The 18,268-nt window shown below is 66.6% G+C and carries 20 protein-coding genes and 1 pseudogene; 10 read left to right on the forward strand and 11 right to left on the reverse strand.

The features are described from left to right. Positions 1-435: 435 nt before the first annotated feature. The 3 genes from gpmA to glmM form a co-directional block, all read right to left on the reverse strand. Positions 436-1,122, reverse strand: a complete 687-nt coding sequence (gene gpmA / locus NZL82_RS04820) for a 2,3-diphosphoglycerate-dependent phosphoglycerate mutase (RefSeq protein ID WP_261268624.1) — start codon at positions 1,120-1,122, stop codon at positions 436-438. Positions 1,123-1,188: 66 nt separating this feature from the next. Then, positions 1,189-1,413, reverse strand: a complete 225-nt coding sequence (locus NZL82_RS04825) for a DUF1272 domain-containing protein (protein ID WP_261268625.1) — start codon at positions 1,411-1,413, stop codon at positions 1,189-1,191. Beyond that, positions 1,413-2,753 (reverse strand): phosphoglucosamine mutase, encoded by a 1,341-nt coding sequence (glmM, locus tag NZL82_RS04830; protein WP_261268626.1) that lies wholly within the window; start codon positions 2,751-2,753, stop codon positions 1,413-1,415. The genes NZL82_RS04825 and glmM overlap by 1 nt, the downstream gene beginning before the upstream one ends. Positions 2,754-2,848: 95 nt before the next feature. Between glmM and NZL82_RS04835 the strand changes: the two genes are divergently transcribed. Beyond that, on the forward strand, positions 2,849-4,093 hold the full coding sequence (locus tag NZL82_RS04835; RefSeq protein WP_261268627.1) for a dicarboxylate/amino acid:cation symporter: 1,245 nt from the start codon (positions 2,849-2,851) through the stop codon (positions 4,091-4,093). After that, complete coding sequence (locus tag NZL82_RS04840; protein ID WP_261268628.1) at positions 4,090-5,082, forward strand: aldo/keto reductase; 993 nt, start codon at positions 4,090-4,092, stop codon at positions 5,080-5,082. Before NZL82_RS04835 ends, NZL82_RS04840 begins: the two co-directional genes overlap by 4 nt. Before the next feature lie 127 nt (positions 5,083-5,209). Here NZL82_RS04840 and NZL82_RS04845 read toward each other — a convergent pair whose 3' ends face one another. Then, positions 5,210-6,796: a peptide MFS transporter gene (locus NZL82_RS04845; RefSeq protein ID WP_261268629.1), complete on the reverse strand. Its 1,587-nt coding sequence runs from the start codon at positions 6,794-6,796 to the stop codon at positions 5,210-5,212. Between the two features lie 128 nt (positions 6,797-6,924). Between NZL82_RS04845 and NZL82_RS04850 the strand changes: the two genes are divergently transcribed. Together NZL82_RS04850 and NZL82_RS04855 are read left to right on the forward strand one after the other, a co-directional pair. Next, on the forward strand, positions 6,925-7,524 hold the full coding sequence (locus NZL82_RS04850) for a nitroreductase (RefSeq protein WP_261268630.1): 600 nt from the start codon (positions 6,925-6,927) through the stop codon (positions 7,522-7,524). A gap of 73 nt (positions 7,525-7,597) precedes the next feature. Next, entirely contained in the window at positions 7,598-7,954 is a 357-nt protein-coding gene (locus NZL82_RS04855; RefSeq protein WP_261268631.1) for a GntR family transcriptional regulator, read from the forward strand. On the opposite strand, the gene NZL82_RS04860 is transcribed toward NZL82_RS04855, so the two are convergent. From NZL82_RS04860 to cobS, 4 genes are all read right to left on the reverse strand, one after another. Beyond that, positions 7,897-8,973: a PepSY domain-containing protein gene (locus tag NZL82_RS04860; RefSeq protein ID WP_261268632.1), complete on the reverse strand. Its 1,077-nt coding sequence runs from the start codon at positions 8,971-8,973 to the stop codon at positions 7,897-7,899. The two genes, NZL82_RS04855 and NZL82_RS04860, sit on opposite strands and share 58 nt — an antisense overlap. Before the next feature lie 176 nt (positions 8,974-9,149). Beyond that, positions 9,150-9,395 carry a ribbon-helix-helix domain-containing protein gene (locus tag NZL82_RS04865; RefSeq protein WP_261268633.1) on the reverse strand — a complete coding sequence of 82 codons (246 nt, stop codon included), beginning with the start codon at positions 9,393-9,395 and terminating at the stop codon, positions 9,150-9,152. Next, complete coding sequence (gene cobT / locus NZL82_RS04870) at positions 9,392-11,215, reverse strand: cobaltochelatase subunit CobT (RefSeq protein ID WP_261268634.1); 1,824 nt, start codon at positions 11,213-11,215, stop codon at positions 9,392-9,394. The genes NZL82_RS04865 and cobT overlap by 4 nt, the downstream gene beginning before the upstream one ends. Positions 11,216-11,220: 5 nt before the next feature. Beyond that, positions 11,221-12,225, reverse strand: a complete 1,005-nt coding sequence (cobS, locus tag NZL82_RS04875) for a cobaltochelatase subunit CobS (RefSeq protein WP_261268635.1) — start codon at positions 12,223-12,225, stop codon at positions 11,221-11,223. Between the two features lie 204 nt (positions 12,226-12,429). Between cobS and NZL82_RS04880 the strand changes: the two genes are divergently transcribed. Further along, positions 12,430-13,194 carry a VOC family protein gene (locus NZL82_RS04880; RefSeq protein ID WP_261268636.1) on the forward strand — a complete coding sequence of 255 codons (765 nt, stop codon included), beginning with the start codon at positions 12,430-12,432 and terminating at the stop codon, positions 13,192-13,194. Positions 13,195-13,327: 133 nt separating this feature from the next. Here NZL82_RS04880 and NZL82_RS04885 read toward each other — a convergent pair whose 3' ends face one another. Next, positions 13,328-13,957, reverse strand: coding sequence for a J domain-containing protein (locus NZL82_RS04885; RefSeq protein ID WP_261268637.1), 630 nt, complete (start codon positions 13,955-13,957; stop codon positions 13,328-13,330). A 40-nt stretch (positions 13,958-13,997) separates the two neighbouring features. Between NZL82_RS04885 and NZL82_RS04890 the strand changes: the two genes are divergently transcribed. Genes NZL82_RS04890 through NZL82_RS04905 form a run of 4 tightly spaced genes read left to right on the forward strand, consistent with a single transcriptional unit; the run spans position 13,998 to position 16,314 of the window. Beyond that, positions 13,998-14,282, forward strand: a complete 285-nt coding sequence (locus NZL82_RS04890) for a BolA family transcriptional regulator (protein ID WP_261268638.1) — start codon at positions 13,998-14,000, stop codon at positions 14,280-14,282. Between the two features lie 4 nt (positions 14,283-14,286). Beyond that, complete coding sequence (locus NZL82_RS04895) at positions 14,287-14,979, forward strand: glutathione S-transferase (RefSeq protein ID WP_261268639.1); 693 nt, start codon at positions 14,287-14,289, stop codon at positions 14,977-14,979. After that, positions 14,976-15,422 carry an NUDIX hydrolase gene (locus NZL82_RS04900; protein WP_261268640.1) on the forward strand — a complete coding sequence of 149 codons (447 nt, stop codon included), beginning with the start codon at positions 14,976-14,978 and terminating at the stop codon, positions 15,420-15,422. The genes NZL82_RS04895 and NZL82_RS04900 overlap by 4 nt, the downstream gene beginning before the upstream one ends. Next, positions 15,415-16,314, forward strand: a complete 900-nt coding sequence (locus tag NZL82_RS04905) for a pirin family protein (protein WP_261268641.1) — start codon at positions 15,415-15,417, stop codon at positions 16,312-16,314. The genes NZL82_RS04900 and NZL82_RS04905 overlap by 8 nt, the downstream gene beginning before the upstream one ends. A gap of 339 nt (positions 16,315-16,653) precedes the next feature. On the opposite strand, the gene NZL82_RS04910 is transcribed toward NZL82_RS04905, so the two are convergent. Both NZL82_RS04910 and NZL82_RS04915 read right to left on the reverse strand, forming a co-directional pair. Then, positions 16,654-17,058, reverse strand: coding sequence for a hypothetical protein (locus tag NZL82_RS04910; RefSeq protein ID WP_314732871.1), 405 nt, complete (start codon positions 17,056-17,058; stop codon positions 16,654-16,656). Further along, positions 16,967-18,016 carry a hypothetical protein gene (locus NZL82_RS04915; protein ID WP_261268642.1) on the reverse strand — a complete coding sequence of 350 codons (1,050 nt, stop codon included), beginning with the start codon at positions 18,014-18,016 and terminating at the stop codon, positions 16,967-16,969. The genes NZL82_RS04910 and NZL82_RS04915 overlap by 92 nt, the downstream gene beginning before the upstream one ends. A 122-nt stretch (positions 18,017-18,138) precedes the next feature. Between NZL82_RS04915 and NZL82_RS04920 the strand changes: the two are divergent. Then, a pseudogene (locus NZL82_RS04920) lies at positions 18,139-18,268 on the forward strand (IS5/IS1182 family transposase); the annotation flags it as partial.

Raw genomic sequence — 18,268 nt, forward strand, 5'->3', positions numbered from 1 at the left:
CCGCCTTAGCCCCTTTGGCCCCGTTGCCGGGGAAGCGGGCTGCCTAGCGGGGCGAGGCGAGGGGGGCAAGTTTCCGTATGCGTTCGGGCATGGTGGCGGGCGTTTTTGCCGGAGCGGGGGGCGTGGGCTTCGACTTCGCTCAGCCTGAACGGAGGATGGAGTCGGGTTCGCGCGGAGACGCGGAGGCGCGGAGGTGTCGGTCTGGGCTGCCGCGTAGCCCTCCCTGTCGAACGGAAGACGATGGCAGGCTCCGATGGGAACAATAGACCTGCCGCGCGGACTAAATCTCCGCGTCTCCGCGCCTCCGCGCGAACAAAAATCTTCGTGTCTTCGCGGCTTCGCGTGAAATCAGATGGTCACGCGAAGCCGCGATGGCGCGAAGAGGTCGGCGCGCGAGGCGGTCGCACGTCAGACCGCCCCTCGTCTCCCGATCGCTTAGCGTTCCGACAGATAGTAACGATCGGTCGGGGTCAGGTCGTCGGCCAGTTCATAGACGATCGGCTGCGCGGTCGGGATTTCGAGACCGGTGATCTCGTCGTCCGGGATGTTCGACAGATGCTTGACCAGCGCGCGCAGCGAGTTGCCGTGCGCCGAGATCAGCACGCGATTGCCGTCGCGCAGCGCGGGCGCGATGCGTTCGTCCCAATAGGGCAGGACGCGCGCGATCGTGTCCTTCAGGCTCTCGGTCTCGGGCACGTCGATGCCCGCATAGCGGCGGTCGGCCGACACGTCATATTCGCCGCCGGCATCGGCCGGGGGCGGGGGCACGTCGAAGCTGCGACGCCAGATCTTCACCTGTTCGTCGCCATGCTTGGCCGCCGTCTCGGCCTTGTCGAGCCCGGTCAGCCCGCCATAATGCCGCTCGTTCAGGCGCCAATGCTTTTCGGTCGGCAGCCACAGGCGACCCATGACCTCCAGCGCGAGGTTCAGCGTCTTGATCGCGCGGGTCTGGAGGCTGGTGAAGGTCAGGTCGAAGTCGAGACCCTTCTCGGCCATCAGCGCACCCGCCGCGCGGGCTTCGGCGGCACCCTGGGCGGTGACGTCGACGTCCCACCAGCCGGTGAAGCGGTTCTCCAGATTCCAGGCGGACTGGCCGTGGCGGATCAGGACGAGCTGGGGCATGGAAACTCCTTGAAGATGATGGTCCCGCATAGAACGGGTGGGTGGCCGGGTCCAACCCCGGTGGGATCAATGGGCGGAGCGGCGCTGGGTGGAGGCCGGATTGGCCTTCAGCACGCGGCCCATCCGCGTCGGCCGGTCGAGCAGTTCGCCGCCGCAATCGGGGCAGACCTCGTCCAGTTCGTCGGCGCATTCGGCGCAAAAGGTCGATTCCAGCGAGCAGATGAAGGCGCCGCCCTGCGACGGGGGCAGGTCCGCGCCGCAGCGCTCGCAATCGGGGCGCATTTCCAGCATCAGGCGGCCACCTCGCGCACTACGTCGCAAATGCGATCGACCAGCGTTTCCACCTGCCGCCTGTCCTCTCCCTCGGCCATCACGCGGATGACCGGTTCGGTGCCGGACGGGCGGATGACCAGCCGACCACGCCCCGTCAGTTCGGCCTCGGCGGCGGCGATGACGCCCTGCACCTTTTCATGCTCGAGCGGCTTGCCGCCCGCGAAGCGGACATTTTTGAGAAGTTGGGGCAGCGGATCGAAACGGTGCAGCACCTCGCTGGCGGGGGCGCCGGCGCGCTTGAGTTCGGCCAGCACCTGAAGCGCCGCGACCAGCCCGTCGCCGGTCGTCGCATAGTCGGACAGGATGATATGGCCCGATTGCTCGCCACCGACATTATAGCCGCGCGCGCGCATCGCCTCCAGGACATGGCGGTCGCCGACCTTGGTGCGGACCAGCCCCAGCCCCTGCGCCGCCAGATGCCGCTCCAGCCCCAGATTGGACATGACCGTGGCGACCAGCCCACCGCCCGCCAGCCGCCCTTCACGGGCATAGCTGGTGGCGATCGTCGCCATCAGCTGGTCGCCGTCGATCACGGTGCCGGTTTCGTCGACGATGATCAGGCGGTCGGCATCGCCGTCCAGCGCGATGCCGATGTCTGCGCCGCTTGCCACCACCGTCTCGGCCAGCGTCTGCGGCGCGGTCGAGCCGACGCCGTCATTGATGTTGATGCCGTTGGGCGTCACGCCGATCGCGACCACGTCCGCACCCAGTTCCCACAGGGCGGCGGGGGCGACCTTGTACGCCGCGCCGTTCGCGCAATCGATCACCACGCGCAGGCCGTCGAGGCGCAGCGATTGCGGGAAGGTCGACTTGGCGAAGTGGATATAGCGGCCGGCGGCGTCCTCGACCCGGCGGGCGCGACCGATCTTCCCCGAGGGGGCCAGCGGCACCTTCTCCTCGATCAGCGTCTCGATCGCCTCTTCCGCCTCGTCCGACAGCTTATAGCCATCGGGACCGAACAGCTTGATGCCATTGTCGGCGAACGGATTGTGGCTGGCCGAGATCATCACGCCGATATCGGCGCGCATCGAATGGGTCAGCATCGCCACGGCGGGCGTCGGCAGCGGGCCGACCATCACCACGTCCATGCCCACGCTGGTGAACCCGGCGACCAGGGCGGATTCGAGCATATAGCCCGACAGGCGGGTGTCCTTGCCGATCACCACGCGGTGGCGGTGATCGCCGCGCTGGAAATAGGCGCCGGCGGCCATGCCGACCTTCATCGCCATCTCGGCGGTCATCACCGCGCCATTGGTCGCGCCGCGAATGCCATCGGTGCCGAAATATTTTCTTGTCATGCGGCCGGGTCCCTGCCGAATAAAGAGGAAACGTTATGAGGTTGCGACCCGTTTAGCGTGACCTTTCCAAAAGCTCAAAGCTACCGAGAGGCCTCATGTCGCGCGCCACCCTGATCCTTCTGTGTCTTGCCGCGGGCCTGCTCGTCGGGGTGGGAGCGGGCGCCTGGTCGCCGGGTGTGGCCGATGGCGCGGTGACGATCGCGCGACCGGTCGGGACCTTGTGGCTGAACGGGTTGCAGATGACGGTCATCCCGTTGGTGGTCACGCTGCTGATCACCGGAGTCACCGCCACCGCGCAGGCGGCGCAGGCCGGGCGGATCGCGGCGCGGGCGATCCTGACCTTCCTGACGCTGGTCACGCTGACCGCGACCATGGCGGCGTTGGTGACGCCTTTGCTTCTCCACCTGCTGCCCATTCCGCGCGGTGCGGCGGAGGCGCTGCGCGGGGCACTGGGCCATGCCGAGCCGGTCACCGCGCCGCCGCCCATGGCCGAATTCGTGACCGGAATCGTGCCGACCAACATCTTTGCGGCGGCGACCAACAATGCGCTGCTCTCGCTGATCCTGTTCACCCTGGCCTTCGCCTTCGCCATCACCCGGATCGAGGGAGAGGGGCGCGAGACGCTGTTGCGCGTGTTCACCGCGATCCGCGACGCAATGCTGGTGCTGATCGGCTGGGTGCTATGGCTGGCGCCGCTGGGGGTGTTCGCGCTGGCCTTCGTCGTGGGGGCGACGGCGGGGGGCGGGGCGTTCCGCGCGCTGGCGCATTACATCACGATCATCGCGAGCATCGGCGTCATCGTCATCCTGATGGCCTATGGCGTGGCGGCTCTGGCGGCGCGGGTGCCCGTGGGACGCTTCGTTCGGGGGCTGGCCCCGGCGCAGGCGGTCGCCATCTCCACCCAAAGCTCGCTCGCCAGCCTGCCGGCGATGATCGAGGGGGCGAAGGCGATGCGGATCGCCCCCGCCACCGCCGGACTGGTGCTGCCCATGGCGGTCGCGATGTTCCGCGCGACCCAGCCCGCGATGAACGTCGCGGTCGCGCTCTATATCGCCGACTGGTTCGGGATCGTGCCGAACATGGCCGCGGTCGTCGCGGCGGGGGTGGTCGCGATCCTGTGTTCGCTGGGATCGGCCAGCCTGCCCGCGCAGATCACCTTCTTCGCCTCGATCGCGCCGGTCTGCGTCGCGCTGGGGGTGCCCGCCGCGCCCCTGGGGCTGTTGATCGCAGTCGAGACGATTCCCGATATTTTCCGGACGCTTGGCAATGTCAGCATGGACCTTGCCGCGACCGCGACCGTTGCCCGGATGAGTCGCACCATCGATGAGGACGCACGATGAAATACCGCACGCTCGGCCCCGAATTCGAGGTTTCCGCACTGGGCCTGGGCTGCATGCCGATGGCAGGTATTGGGGCGAATATGTATGGCCGGGCGGACGAGGCGGAGAGTATCGCCACCATCCACCGTGCGATCGAACTTGGCGTGACCCTGTTCGACACTGCAGAAGTCTATGGCCCGCTGGTCAATGAGGAATTGGTCGGCCGTGCCATTCGCGGCAAGCGCGACGCGGTGGTGATCGCGACCAAATTCGGTTTTCGCTATGACGAGAACGGAATCACCGGCGCGGATTCCACGCCGACCAATGTCCAGCGCGCTTGCGAAAGCTCGCTCAGGCGGCTCGGCGTCGAGACGATCGATCTCTTCTACCAGCACCGGGTCGATCCCCATGTTCCCATCGAGGATACGGTCGGCGCGATGGGGCGGTTGGTCGAGCAGGGAAAGGTGCGTCGGCTGGGCCTGTCGGAGGCGGGGGCCGAGACGATCCGCCGCGCCGCCGCCGTCCACCCGATCGCGGCGGTCCAGTCCGAATATTCGCTATGGGAACGCGATGTCGAGGCGGACATCCTGCCGGTCGTGCGCGAACTGGGGATCGGCTTCGTGCCGTACAGCCCATTGGGGCGCGGTTTCCTGACCGGGCAGATCACCACGCGTGAGGATTTGCCGGAGGGTGACTATCGTCGCAACGACCCGCGTTATTCGGCGGAGAATTTCGATCGGAATATGAAGGTCGTCGAGGTGGTGAAGCAGATCGCCGCCGCGCATGACGCCAGTGCGGCGCAGGTGGCGCTCGCCTGGCTGCTGGCGCAAGGGGATGAGATCGTGCCGATCCCAGGCTCCAAGCGGCGTGCTACGCTGGAGGATTCGATGAAGGCGGCGGACATCACCTTGTCGGCCGAGGATCTGGCGAAGCTCGACGAAGCCTCGCCGCGCGGCGGCACCGCCGGGCCCCGCTATGGCGAGCGGGCGATGGCGATGACGCGGCTCTGAGCCGTGCGTCCCTAGTCCTCACTTCCGTTCGCACTGAGCGAAGCCGAAATGCACGGGACTTCGCTCAGCCTGCAACGGAGGTTGGGTGTTCGGGGCGGTCGGGCTTTCCTCGACCGCCCCGCGCCGATCAATGCGGCTTTTGCTCCAGCCGGGTATCGATCCCGGCCGCCGCCGGCTCGGCCAGTTCCTTGTCCCCCGCCAGCGCTCCCTCGGTCTTGAGCAGGTCGAGATGCATCAGTTTGGCGACGAAGGGCGAGATGATCAGCACGACGATGCCGATCCCGATCGAGAACCAGCCGATCCGCGTATAGACGTCGAGCACCTTGTCCGGCCCGGCGCCCTCGCCACCGGTCGCCTGCGCAATCAGCCCGGCGATGAAATTGCCCGCTGCCGTCGCCAGGAACCAGGTGCCCATCATCAGCCCGGTCATGCTGGGCAGCGACAGCCGCGTCATCGCCGACAGCCCGACCGGGGAGAAGCAGAGTTCGGCCATGGTGTGGATCAGATAGACCAGGATGACGAAAATCACCGGCGTCGGCGCCCCGGCATAGAGCGCGGCACCCGCCACCAGGACCAGAAAGCCCGCGCCCACGCCGACCAGGCCGATGCCGAACTTGAACGGCGCGCTCGGCTCCCATCCCCGCTTGGCGAGCAGGGTCCAGACCGCCGCGAAGACCGGGGCCAGCAGGATGATGAAGATCGAGTTGACCGACTGGAAGGCCGAGGCCGGGATCGTCCAGCCGAGCAGGCTACGGTCGACCGAGCGGTCGGTATAGACGTTGAGCGAGGAGCCCGCCTGTTCGAACAAGGCCCAGAAGAGCGGGCACAGCGCGATCAGGAACAGCGCGGCGAGGATACGGTCGCGATCGACCTTGGCCAGGGTGAATACCGCCCGCCACAGGATGAAGCCCACGGTGCCCACGCTGAACACGATCAGCAGCGTACCGACCGCATCCTGATGCCGGATCAACTGCCATGTCACCAGCGTCGCGGCGATCCCGCCCAGATAGATCAGCCATTCGCGCGACAGACCGGCCACGACCGGCGCGCGCAACGCGGGCAGCGAGGGCGCTTCACCAGCGCCGTGGAGTTCGCGCTTCAGCCCGATGAAGGCGACCAGGCCCAGCAACATGCCGATGCCCGCCGCGCCGAAGCCATAGGCCCAGCCCACCGTCTCGCCCAGCACGCCGCACACGATCGGCCCCAGCGCGCCGCCGCCGTTGATCCCCATGTAGAAGATCGAGAAGGCGGGATCGCGCCGCATGTCGTCGCGCGCATAAAGCTGTCCCACCAGCACCGAGATATTGGCCTTGAGGAAACCGGTGCCGATCACGATCGCCGCCAGCGCCAGGTAGAAGCCCTCCAGATAGACGCCCTGCGCCCCCTGTGGCCCTTCCAGCGCAGCGATCAGCAAATGGCCGAAGGCGATGAAGACGCCGCCCGCCAAGACGGCGCGCCTCGCCCCCAGATAGCGGTCGGCCAGATAGCCGCCGATCACCGGCGTGAAATAGACCAGCGACATATAGGCGGCATAGATGCCGAAGGCCGGTTCGTCGGTGAACAGGAAGTGTTTGGTCAGGTAGAAGACCAGGATGGCGCGCATTCCGTAGAAGGAAAAACGCTCCCACATCTCGGTGAAGAACAACAGGAACAGGCCTCGGGGATGCCCCAAAACCGTTTTGCCGCGCGCGGCGGCCTCATACGCAGTCGCCATGCCGGCGTTTACTCCATCGGGATCGCCCCCTGCGCACCGTGGGCACGCGAGGGGGCGTAATGGTTCGGTAACCTAACGCCAAAGCCGCGACTGTAAATATCATGCGCGACGGCGTAAGGATCGATCCCATGACCGATAGGACCTTCAACGACCGTTCGACCCCGCTGACCCTGCTCGCCACCCGCCGATCGGGCAAGCCGCGCGACCTGATCGCCCCCGGCCCGGACGAGGCCGAACTGTCCGACATGCTCGCCATCGCCGCGCGCACCCCGGACCATGGCAAACTGGCCCCATGGCGGTTCGTGATCGTGCCCAGCGCCGCGCGGGCGGCACTGGCCGAGGTCATCACCGCCGCCTATCGTGCCGAGCGGCCGCAGGCGAGCGTGACCGAGATCGCCGCGCTGGAGCAGTTCCCGCATCAGGCGCCCTCGCTGGTCGTCATGCTATCCAGCCCGCGGACCGACAGCCATATTCCGATGTGGGAACAGGAATTGTCCGCGGGCGCTGCGTGCATGAACCTGCTCCATGCCGCCCATGCCATGGGCTATGCCGCAGGGTGGCTGACCGGCTGGCCCGCCTTTTCGGATGCGGTTCGCGACGCGTTCGGGGCGGCGCCGGAACGCATCGTCGGATTCGTCTTTATCGGCACGCCCGGCCGTCCGCTCGACGAGCGTCCGCGCCCCGACATGGCGCGGATCGTCTCAACCTGGCATGGTCCGGCCGCATGACGGGGGCAGGCCGCTGCAAACGTTATCCTATAGCCCTCTCGACTTTGTTCTACCCATGCTGTATTAATCCGGCATGACAGCTCTTAGCGGTGACGACAGCCCGGTATATATCCGCCTGCGCGGGACGATCGCGGCGGGTATCCTGAACGGCACCTATCGGACGGGGGACCAGCTTCCTTCGGTTCGGGCGCTGGCGGCGGAGCAGGGGGCCAATCCCCTGACGGTGGCCAAGGCGTATCAGAGCTTTCAGGACGACGGCTATGTCGAGGTTCGGCGCGGGGTGGGCATGTTCGTGATGCCGGGCGCCGCCGACCGTCTGCGCGCGGCCGAGCGGCAGAGTTTCCTGACGGTGCAATGGCCGCGCATCCGCGATCACATTGAGCTTTTGGGCCTCGACGCCACCGACCTGTTGCGGGTCGAGCGGGTCTGACGACGGGGCCCGGCCCGGCTATTCCTCGCCCAGCCGATCAGCCCCGACCCCGCCAGAAACGCCGCCGCCAGTCCGGCGGCCGAGGCGATGGCGCGCCAGATCCAGGGCATTTCCCGCCCGGTGTGAAGCCGCTGGACCCATGACCGGCCGAGCGGGGTCGCGCGGGCCGGGCTGGACACGGCGGACCGGCTATCGTCCGCGACCTTGATGACATTTGGCGCTCGTCCGGCAAAGTGCACCGTCCAGTCGGGCGAGCGCTCGGTCGGCCAGTCGATCGCGATCAGCGAACCGCGCGACCATCGCCGTGCGCTGGCGACGACGCGCTCGACCGACAGGGTGGTGCGCGAGACGGGCGGTGCGCCGGTGTCGGAATGCCACGCCACCGAGTCTCCGGTCAGCGCGGCGAATGCGTCCGGAAAGGCGAGCGCGGTGCCGGTCAGCGTCAGGACGGAGATCGGCAGGATCGACCACCAGCCGATCCGACGGTGCCAGCTTATCGTCCGCCCCCCGGCCTTGACCGATCGTCCGGCGGCTCGGGGGGCCAGCCCGGTCAGGCAGATCAGCAGCAGCGCCACGCCCATGACGCCGACGACCGGGCGTCCCGCATCGCCCAGGAACAGACGGTCATGCAGACGGCGAAGCCAGCCGCTCGCCCCATCGTCGCGCACCCCGCTGGCGAGGATCCTCGCGGTGGGGGGATCGAGGAACAGCAGGTAGCGCGCATCGCGGCGTGGAGTGTCGAGCCGGACCAGAACCGGCGAGGACCCCCGCTCCAGCGACAGACCGGCGATCCGCTGACCGGGCTTGAGCGTGGATTGCGCGGCGGCGACATAGGCCTGCGCCGCCAGACGCGTCTCGCCGCTCGTCCGGTACCGAGCCGGCGCGGCGATCCGGTCGAGCGCCGGCGTCCAGACCAGCACCGCCCCGGACAGCGCGATCGCCATGCCGATCAGCCCCGCCACCAGACCCAGCCAGCGGTGGAGGCGCAATCCGATGCGAGGAAGCGAAAGTCCGGCCACAATTACCCCGAAACAGTCGGCGCGACCTGCCGTAGCGGGCGGATGACGTCAATCGGCTGGAGTATCCGCCATGGCCGAAACCATGGCCACCGCTCCGTGCCCATGGCCCCATCCCTTCCCCTTGCTCCGTCCAGGCTGAGCGGGGGGCATGGGATGTGCGCTGCGGCGAGCCGGCCTCAACGACGAAGGAACAACCACGACCGGATCGCGCTCGCCAGATTGGGCGGGTCGTCCGCCGTGATCCGCAACGCGTCGATTTCCGCCACCAGCGCCGACAGCGGCAAAGCGTGCGCTACCGCCGCGTCCTCCAGCGCCGTCCAGAAGACCGGCTCCAGGCTGATCGAGGTCTGGTGCCCGGCGATGGTGATCGAACGTTTGACCGGCCCGACAAACCCTTCCGCTGGGGCCGCGATCCGGCTCATTCTGTGTCGAACAGGCTGGCCAGCTGCTCGATGATCGTGCCCCCCAGCTGCTCGGCATCCATGATCGTCACCGCGCGCGCATAATAGCGGGTCACGTCATGGCCGATGCCGATGGCGACCAGTTCGACCGGGCTCTTGGTTTCGATCCAGCCGATCACCTGGCGCAGATGCCGCTCCAGATAGCTGCCCGAATTGACCGACAGGGTCGAATCGTCCACCGGCGCACCGTCGGAGATGACCATCAGGATGCGCCGCTCCTCGGGCCGCGCGACCAGCCGGCTATGCGCCCAGAGCAGCGCCTCGCCGTCGATATTTTCCTTGAGCAGCCCCTCGCGCATCATCAGGCCGAGATTGTTGCGCGCACGCCGCCACGGCTCGTCGGCCTGTTTGTAGACGATATGGCGAATGTCGTTCAGCCGCCCCGGCTGCGGCGGGCGTCCGGCGGCGAGCCAGGTTTCGCGGGCTTGGCCGCCCTTCCACGCGCGGGTGGTGAAGCCGAGGATCTCGGTCTTCACCCCGCACCGCTCCAGCGTCCGCGCGAGAATATCGGCGGAGATGGCGGCGATGCCGATCGGCCGCCCGCGCATCGATCCCGAATTGTCGATCAGCAAAGTGACGACGGTATCGCGGAAATCGGTGTCCCGCTCGATCTTGTAGGACAGCGACTGGCCGGGATTGACCACAACGCGCGCCAGCCGCGCCGCGTCCAGAATGCCCTCTTCCTGGTCGAAATCCCAGGATCGCGACTGTTGCGCCATCAACCGGCGTTGCAGCCGGTTGGCGAGCTTCGATACGGCCGATTGCAGATGCGCGAGTTGCTGGTCGAGATAGCCGCGAAGCCTCGCCAGTTCGTCGGCGTCGCACAACTCGCCGGCCGCGATCACCTCGTCGAACTGGGTGGTCCAGGGCTTGTAGTCGAACTGCGCCGACGGATCGATCAGCGGGCGGTTGGGGCGGGTCGGCTGGCTGCCTTCGTCGCCATCCTCGCCGGGTTCGCCATCGAGATCGTCGAGCGAGTCCTGACTCTGGTCCTGCGATTCGCCGTCCTCGCTGTCCGAGTCGCGCTTTTCGGCGCGCGCCTCGACCTCGCCTTCGCCCTGACCCTGCTCGTCGTTATCCTCGTCGCTCTCGTCCTGCTGCTGTTCGTCCTCGCCTTCTTCCTCATTGCCGCCTTCGTCGGCCTCTTCCGGTTCGGCGGGGGGCTCGGCGAGTTCGAGGTCGGCCAGCATCCTGGCGGTCAGCGATTGGAACGCCTTCTGGTCGTCCATCGCGCCCGCCAGCGCGTCGAGATCGGTCGCGCCTTCCAGCCAGTCGCGGACCAGCGCCAGCGCGGGCGCGGTTTCGGCGGGCGAAGGGCGTCCCGTCATCCGCTCGCGCAGGAGCAAACCCAGCGCGGTCGACAGCGGCACCTCGTCGCGATTGCGCGCTCGCGTCAACGGGTCTGAGCGCAACCGGACGTCGAGCGCATGGGCCAGATTGTCGCCGATCCCGGCATAGCCACGCGCGCCCAGCGCCTCGATCCGCGCCGTCTCGACCGCGTCGTACACAGCACGCGCCACCGCCTCGACCGGTGCCGCCTTCGCATGGAGCGCCGTGTCGTGCAGCTTCAGCCGCAGCGCGAAGGCATCGGCGAAACCGCGCGCCTCCGCCACCTGATCGGCGGGCAGCGCACGGCCAGGCATGGGCACGCGGATATGCTTGCCCGACGACGTCGGCGCATCGGCGGTGAAGGCGAGCTCGACCTCCGGCTCTTGCGCGATGGTGCGCGCCGTGCCGCCGAGAACCGCCTTGAACCGGTCGAGAGGTGTGTCGTTCGCCACGCGAATCAGGCCCGGCCGACGACGCTTTCGGGCAGGTCCTTGCCGAATACGCGCTGATAATATTCCGCGACCAGCGCGCGCTCATTCTCGTCGCACTTGTTGAGGAAGGACAGGCGGAAGGCAAAGCCCGGATCGCCGAAGATCAGCGTGTTCTGCGCCCAGGTGATGACGGTACGCGGGCTCATCACGGTCGAGATGTCGCCGTTGATGAAGCCCTTGCGTGTCATGTCGGCGACGCGGACCATGTTCTCGACCAGCTGCTTGCCGTCAGGCTTGTCATATTCACCCGACTTGGCGAGCACGATCTGCGCCTCGGTCGCGGCGGGCAGATAGTTGAGCGTAACCACGATGTTCCAGCGGTCCATCTGGCCCTGGTTGATCTGCTGCGTGCCATGATAGAGCCCGCTCGTGTCGCCCAGGCCGACCGTGTTGGCGGTGGCGAACAGACGGAACCACTTGTTGGGGCGGATGACGCGATTCTGGTCGAGCAGGGTCAGCTTGCCCTCGGTCTCCAGCACGCGCTGGATCACGAACATCACGTCGGGACGGCCCGCATCATATTCGTCGAACACGAGCGCGGTCGGCGTCTGGAGCGCCCAGGGGAGCAGGCCCTCGCGGAACTCGGTCACCTGCTGCCCGTCCTTCAGGACGATGGCGTCACGGCCGATCAGGTCGATACGGCTGATATGCGCGTCCAGGTTGATGCGGATGCACGGCCAGTTCAGGCGTGCCGCCACCTGCTCGATATGGCTCGACTTGCCGGTGCCGTGATAGCCCTGCACCATCACGCGGCGATTGTGCGAAAAGCCCGCCAGGATCGCCAGCGTCGTGTCGGGATCGAACACATAGGCGGGATCGAGATCGGGGACGCGCTCATCGGCCTGCGAAAAGGCGGGCACCTCCATGTCGGTGTCGATGCCGAACAGGTCGCGCACCGACACCATCTTGTCGGGTGCATCGAGAATCGTCGTATCGCGGCTGTCGGGAAGCGTATTCGGGATGTTGGTCATCAGGCCCTCGTCTCGTCGCTTAACGCCTTAGGCCAATGGCGGCTCCCTACTCAATGGCAAGCATCGCACGAAGATGGCCGTCGGACGTGGGGGAGGCGATTGCGCGGACCGGGCTTCGGGATCATCCTAGCGCCGGCGAATCGGGCAAAGGTCGCTGTCCAAGATGTTGATAGGTCGCGTAAAACTTGCTGAGGGGCAGGCAATATGGCGAATTTTACCTGGTACGAACTGCTGACCGACGATGTCGACGCGGCCCAGGCTTTTTACGGCGCGGTGATCGGCTGGCAGGTCGGCGACAGCGGTATCGTCGATCTCGATTATCGCATTTTTGCGACGCCGGAGGGCGAGGCGGTCGCCGGACTGATGCGGCGGCCGGACGGCGCGCCGGGCAGGCCCGTCTGGTTCGGCTATCTGCCGGTGGTCGATGTCGACGAGTCGCTGGGTACGATCCGGGAGGATGGCGGATCGGTGCTGATGCCCGCATGGACCATGGCGGGCGTGGGTCGCATGGCGCTTGTGGCCGATCCGCTGGGCGCGCCCTTCTATATCATGGCGGCGGAGGAGGAGCGGCCGTCCCGCGCCTTTGTCGAGCATGGCAGCGGCGCGGTGATCGGTCATGTCGTCTGGAACGAGCGGATCGCCAGCGATCCCGAACGGGCGCTGGGCTTTTTCGGGCGGCATTTCGGTTGGGTCCAGCAAGGCGGGATGCCGATGGGCGAATTGGGCGAATATCGCTTTCTGTTCGATGGCCCGGTGTGCCTGGGCGCGCTGATGGCCACGCCGCCGGGGGAGGAGCCGGGATGGCGCTTCTATTTTGCGGTGGACGACATCGACGCGGCGGCGATGCGGATTCGCGACCATGGTGGGCAGGTCGAGCAGGGGCCGATGGAAATCCCCGGCGGGGAATTTTCGCTCTCCGCCCGCGATCCACAGGGCGCCCGCTTCGGGCTGGTCGGGCCGCGAAAGTAGAATCCTCCCCGGCACGGGGAGGGGGACCATGCAAAGCATGGTGGAGGGGGTTCTCCACACAGGACGTACCATGAGGCACGTCCCCTCCGTCAGCGCTACGCGCTGCCACCTCCCCGCGAGCGGGGAGGATCGGTCATGCGAATGCTGGTGCCTTTCGCAATTGCTGATAGGCCGCGATCACCTTTTGCAACTGCCCTTCATGGGTCCGATCGCCACCATTGCGGTCGGGATGATAGCGGCGGACCAGTTCGCTATAGCGCCGCCGCAGCGCGCTCCGGTCCGCATCCGCTTCCAGCCCCAGCACTTTCAGGCTTTCGCGATCCTGCCCGGACAGCGGCTTGCCGTCGCTGCGCTCGGGTGCGGTCTCGCGGCGATAGCGGGCGGCGATGGCGTCCAGCGGATCGGAGAAATCGGCCCAGCGCGGCCCCGGATCGGTGCCGCCCTGCGCAAAGGCACGCGTCTCGCGCTCCCAGCCGGAATAGGGACGCTGCGCCCGGTGAATCTCGTCGGCGCTCATCCCGTCGAAGAAATTATAGCGGCTGTTGAATGCGCGGACATGTTCCAGGCAGAACCAGCGGAACTGCCCCGGCCCGTCGCCGCTGCGCGTCCCTTCCGCCGGCGGCGCGCGGAACTCGCCCGCCTGTTCGCAACCGGCATGGTCGCAGACGCGGCCGGTATTCTCGACCCGGCCGTGAAACCGGGCGCCCGGCTTGTCCTTTGGGGGTTTGTCCCTGGAGGTATCGTTGCTCGACCGACGCGCCACTTCTATCCGCTTGTCCCGAAAAACCGTCTATATAGGGGCCATGACCGATATCACCACCGCCCCTGTCGCCGATCAGATCAACGCCCGTCTGACCGAGGCGCTCCAGCCGACCCATCTCGACGTCATCAACGAAAGCGCGATGCATCGGGGCCATCTGGGCGATGACGGCACGGGCGAAAGCCATTTCCGGGTGATCGTCGAATCGCCGCTTTTCGCGGGCCAGTCGCGCGTCGCGCGCCAGCGCATGGTGAACCGCGCGCTCGCCGATCTGTTGTCGGAGCGCATCCATGCGCTGGCGATAAGCGCGAAAACCCCCGGAGAATAAGCCTATGTCCTATGACCTGTGGTACTGGCCCGGCCTGCCGGGACGCGGCGAGTTCGTCCGGCTGACGCTGGAGGCCGCAGGTCTGCCCTATCGCGATCGGGGCGTGGAGGAGGGCGCCGAGGCGCTGCTCGCCGATATGGAGAAGGGCGATCGCCGGCCCTTCGCTCCGCCTCATCTGCGCGTGGGGGGACAGGCGATCGCGCAGGTCGCCAACATCCTCCACTGGCTGACCGAGCGGCACGATCTCGCGCCCGAGGCCGATCGCGTGTGGCTCCACCAGTTGCAACTGACGATCAGCGACATGGTGGCGGAAGTGCATAACGTACATCACCCGGTCGCGATGATGGCCTATTATCACGAGCAGAAACCTGAAGCCGCCCGTGCCGCCGCGCAGTTCCGCGACGAACGTATTCCCAAATTCCTGGACTATTTCGATCAGGCGCTGGGCGATCGCGACTGGATGGCGGGGGACCGTTGGTCGCCCGTCGACACCTCGCTGTTCCAACTGGTCGCGGGGCTGCGCTACATGTTTCCTCGGCGCATGGCGGTGGTCGAGCGCGATTATCCGGCCCTGCTCGCGCTTCACGACCGCGTGAGAAGCCTGCCGGGCATCGCCGCCTATCTGGACAGCGAGCGGCGACAGGCGTTCAATGAAGACGGAATTTTCCGCCATTATCCGGAGCTTGATGCCGCATGATCCGCATACCCCGTCCCGCCGCGCGCATCCTGCTGGTCGATGGGGGTGGACGGACGCTGATGTTCCGCTTCACCCCCGACGACCGCCCGCCCTTCTGGTGCACCCCCGGCGGCGCGGTCGATCCGGGCGAGAGCTACGAGGATGCCGCGCGCCGTGAGCTATGGGAGGAAACCGGGCTAGACCGCGATTGCGGGCCGCAGGTCGCGCGGCGGCAGGTCGAGTTCCGCACCATCGAGGGTGTCGAGGTCGAGGCGGATGAACGCTATTTCCGCGTCGATGTCGATGCGCATGAGGTGAATGGCGCGGGCCATACCGTCCTCGAACAGCGGGTCATGCAAAGCTGGCGCTGGTTCACCCGCGAGGAACTGGCCGCGCACACCGAACCCTATTTTCCGACCGACCTGATCGAGCTGCTCGACGCCACGGAGCCCACCCATGTTTGACGATTTCCTGCTGCGCACGTTGCAGCCCTCCACCCATGATCTGGGCGGGTTCAAGGTCCACCGCACGCTCCCCAACAAGGAGCGGACGATGGTCGGCCCCTTCCTGTTCTTCGACCAGATGGGTCCGGCACAATTGCTGCCCGGATCGGGGGTCGACGTGCGGCCGCATCCGCACATCAACCTGGCGACGGTCACCTATCTGTTCGACGGGGCGATCGGGCACCGCGATTCGCTGGGCAGCGATCTGGTGATCGAGCCGGGTGCGGTGAACCTGATGACCGCGGGGCATGGCATCGTCCATTCGGAACGTTCGCCCAGCGAGGCGCGGCCGCAGGGACCGGTCCTGTCGGGCATCCAGACCTGGCTGGCGCTCCCCGAGGCGCAGGAAGAGATGGACCCGGCCTTCGAACATGTCCCCGCCGAGGCGCTGCCCGAGATTCAGGGGCAGGGGGCGACCGCGCGTGTCATCATGGGCGATCTGTGGGGACAGCGTGCGCCGACCACGACCTATGCGGGCACCATCTATGCCGACATCGCGCTGGAGCCGGGCGGCAGCATCCCCATCGACGCGGCGGCCGAGGAACGCGCCGTCTATTGCGCGCTGGGCGAGGCGAGCCTGGAGGGGATGACGCTGGAGCCGCAGCGTCTCTATATCCTGAAGCCGGGGATCGCGGCGACCCTGTGCTCGGAGAGCGGCGGCCGGGTGATGCTGTGCGGCGGCGATGCCTTTACGACGCCCCGCCATGTCTGGTGGAATTTCGTCTCCTCCCGCCGCGAACGGATCGAGGAGGCCAAGCGGGCATGGAAGGCGCGCGAGTTTCCGACCGTGCCGGGGGATGATCTGGAGCGGATCGAGATTCCGGAAATTCCGAAGACCGTCAGCTATCCGTGATGGGTGATGGTGGGGCTTGGCCTTCGACTTCGCTCGCGCTGAACGGAGCGGGGGATCAAGCCTCAAATACCAACATCCGTTCGGCCTGAGTGAAGTCGAAGGCCACGGAAAACCGCTTCGCCAAACCAGCGAACCGCTACACCATCCATGTCAGTAATCGGACCCATTAGAACCATGCAACGCTTCTCCTCGTGGGAAGGTCACTCGTTCATCAAGACCCTTGGGATGAAACCCACTTAGACACGTCACTCGCGGCAAGAAACCCACTAACGATTTTTCCAGTGATTATCGCAGTGTTAAGCGGGCCTGCGCCGCCCCGTCAAACGGCATCCATGCCATTCACGGGAACCTCCTCGGGTCGGCATTCTCGAACTGATTAACTGCTACCGGCGGCAAGTCACGATGATCGTAGACGGTGCCGAGGCTGACGGGCGCTGCGAAGAACAGCATGATCTCCCCGACGCCCTGTGCCGTAAACGCGATCACAGTATCGAGGAACTGCTGAGCGAGACGCTGCTGCTTCGCATCCGAAGAGTGCGACGCGGTCGAGCGGTTCGGAAGATCCATCCTGACGATCAGCGTCATCGGCTTGATCAGACGTATGTTGGCTTCAAGGACGGCACAGCATGCGGTTACGCAAAGATAGATGCGGTCACCGTCCCAGTGCGCATCGAGTGAAGTTAGATAGGGCGGCTTCGGTGTCGCTCCGCAACCAGCCGAGATAGCCGAACCGGACGGGGCGATCCGTCCCTGTCATGGGCTTGGGCATCTTCCTCCCGCCGTCCCCCCACCGGGCGAGGATCTCGCCGCCGGATATCAGCTTTTTCGACAACGCAAGGACGTCGGCGCGATCGTATGTTCCAGCCGCCGACACCGGCGTCTGACCAGCTTTGACCGCGCAGCTGAACATCGTCGGGTTGACGTTCAGCAGGTCCTCGGCGTCGCGACGGTTGATGCGCGGGTCGAATGCGAAGGACCGATGCGCGTCGGCGTCGAACGTCATTCCAGCCAGCATGCCGACGCAGTCGGTGGGGATGCGGACGCGGTTCATCAGGCGGCCAACCCCCGAATGTTCGACGACGAACGGCAGATCGCCAGCCAGCATCGCCAGCACCACCGCAGCCCACGGCTTCTCCCTTCCGCCAACCGTGCGCATCGCCTGTAGGATGGGCACCGGATCCGCGACCGCGCTACCCGCCGCTCGGAGTGCGGCGTCCTTGGCATGGATTCTGGTGACGAGGTCGTCGAGCCCGGATTTCGAAATGTGGCGCGCCTTGATGGCCGCGACGATGCGCTCGTCGGTGATCATAGTGAGTTCGCCGCTGCAGCAGAGCTGCTCGACGCCGTGGTGCGGAATGTCGAGGCGTTCGGATGCCGAGGCGAGCGGGATTCGGTCGGCGAGCAGTTCGCGCAGCGGCGCGGCGTCGGCGGCATCGAAGAGCTGATGCTGGTTGATGGTGCCGCCGGCTGCGACCGGACTGAAAGCCCCGTTGCCACGCATCCGCTCGTAGACGCGCTGGCTGACGCCGAGCGTGCCCGCCAGCTGGGCGGCATTAGCGGCTTCGGAAACGACCGACCTGACGCCGCCGCTGGCGGACGCCCTGAGACCGGGTGCTGCGTCGTAGATGGCCTCACGCACGGCAGGCCAGACGTTGGCGGCACATGCGAAGGCGCGGACCTTCGCCGGCAGCGACGGATCCACCGCGTTGCTACCAATGGCGATACCGCGGAGCCCCGCGTGCAGGTCTTCAGGCCAAGTGTCTAGGGTCAGGACCCATTGATGTGAGCATCGCGATCTGATTCAGGCTCCGCAAGGAGACCGGAATAAGCGACCTGTTTTGGCTGACGGATGAGCAGATGGAGCGGCTGCGACCGTTCTTTCCCAAGAGCCATGGTAAGCCGCGCGTGGATGACCAGCGGGTGCTGAGCGGCATCGTGTTCGTCAACAAGAATG

The sequence above is a fragment of the Sphingomonas sp. LC-1 genome (assembly GCF_025371035.1).
Classification (GTDB): domain Bacteria; phylum Pseudomonadota; class Alphaproteobacteria; order Sphingomonadales; family Sphingomonadaceae; genus Sphingomonas; species Sphingomonas sanguinis_E.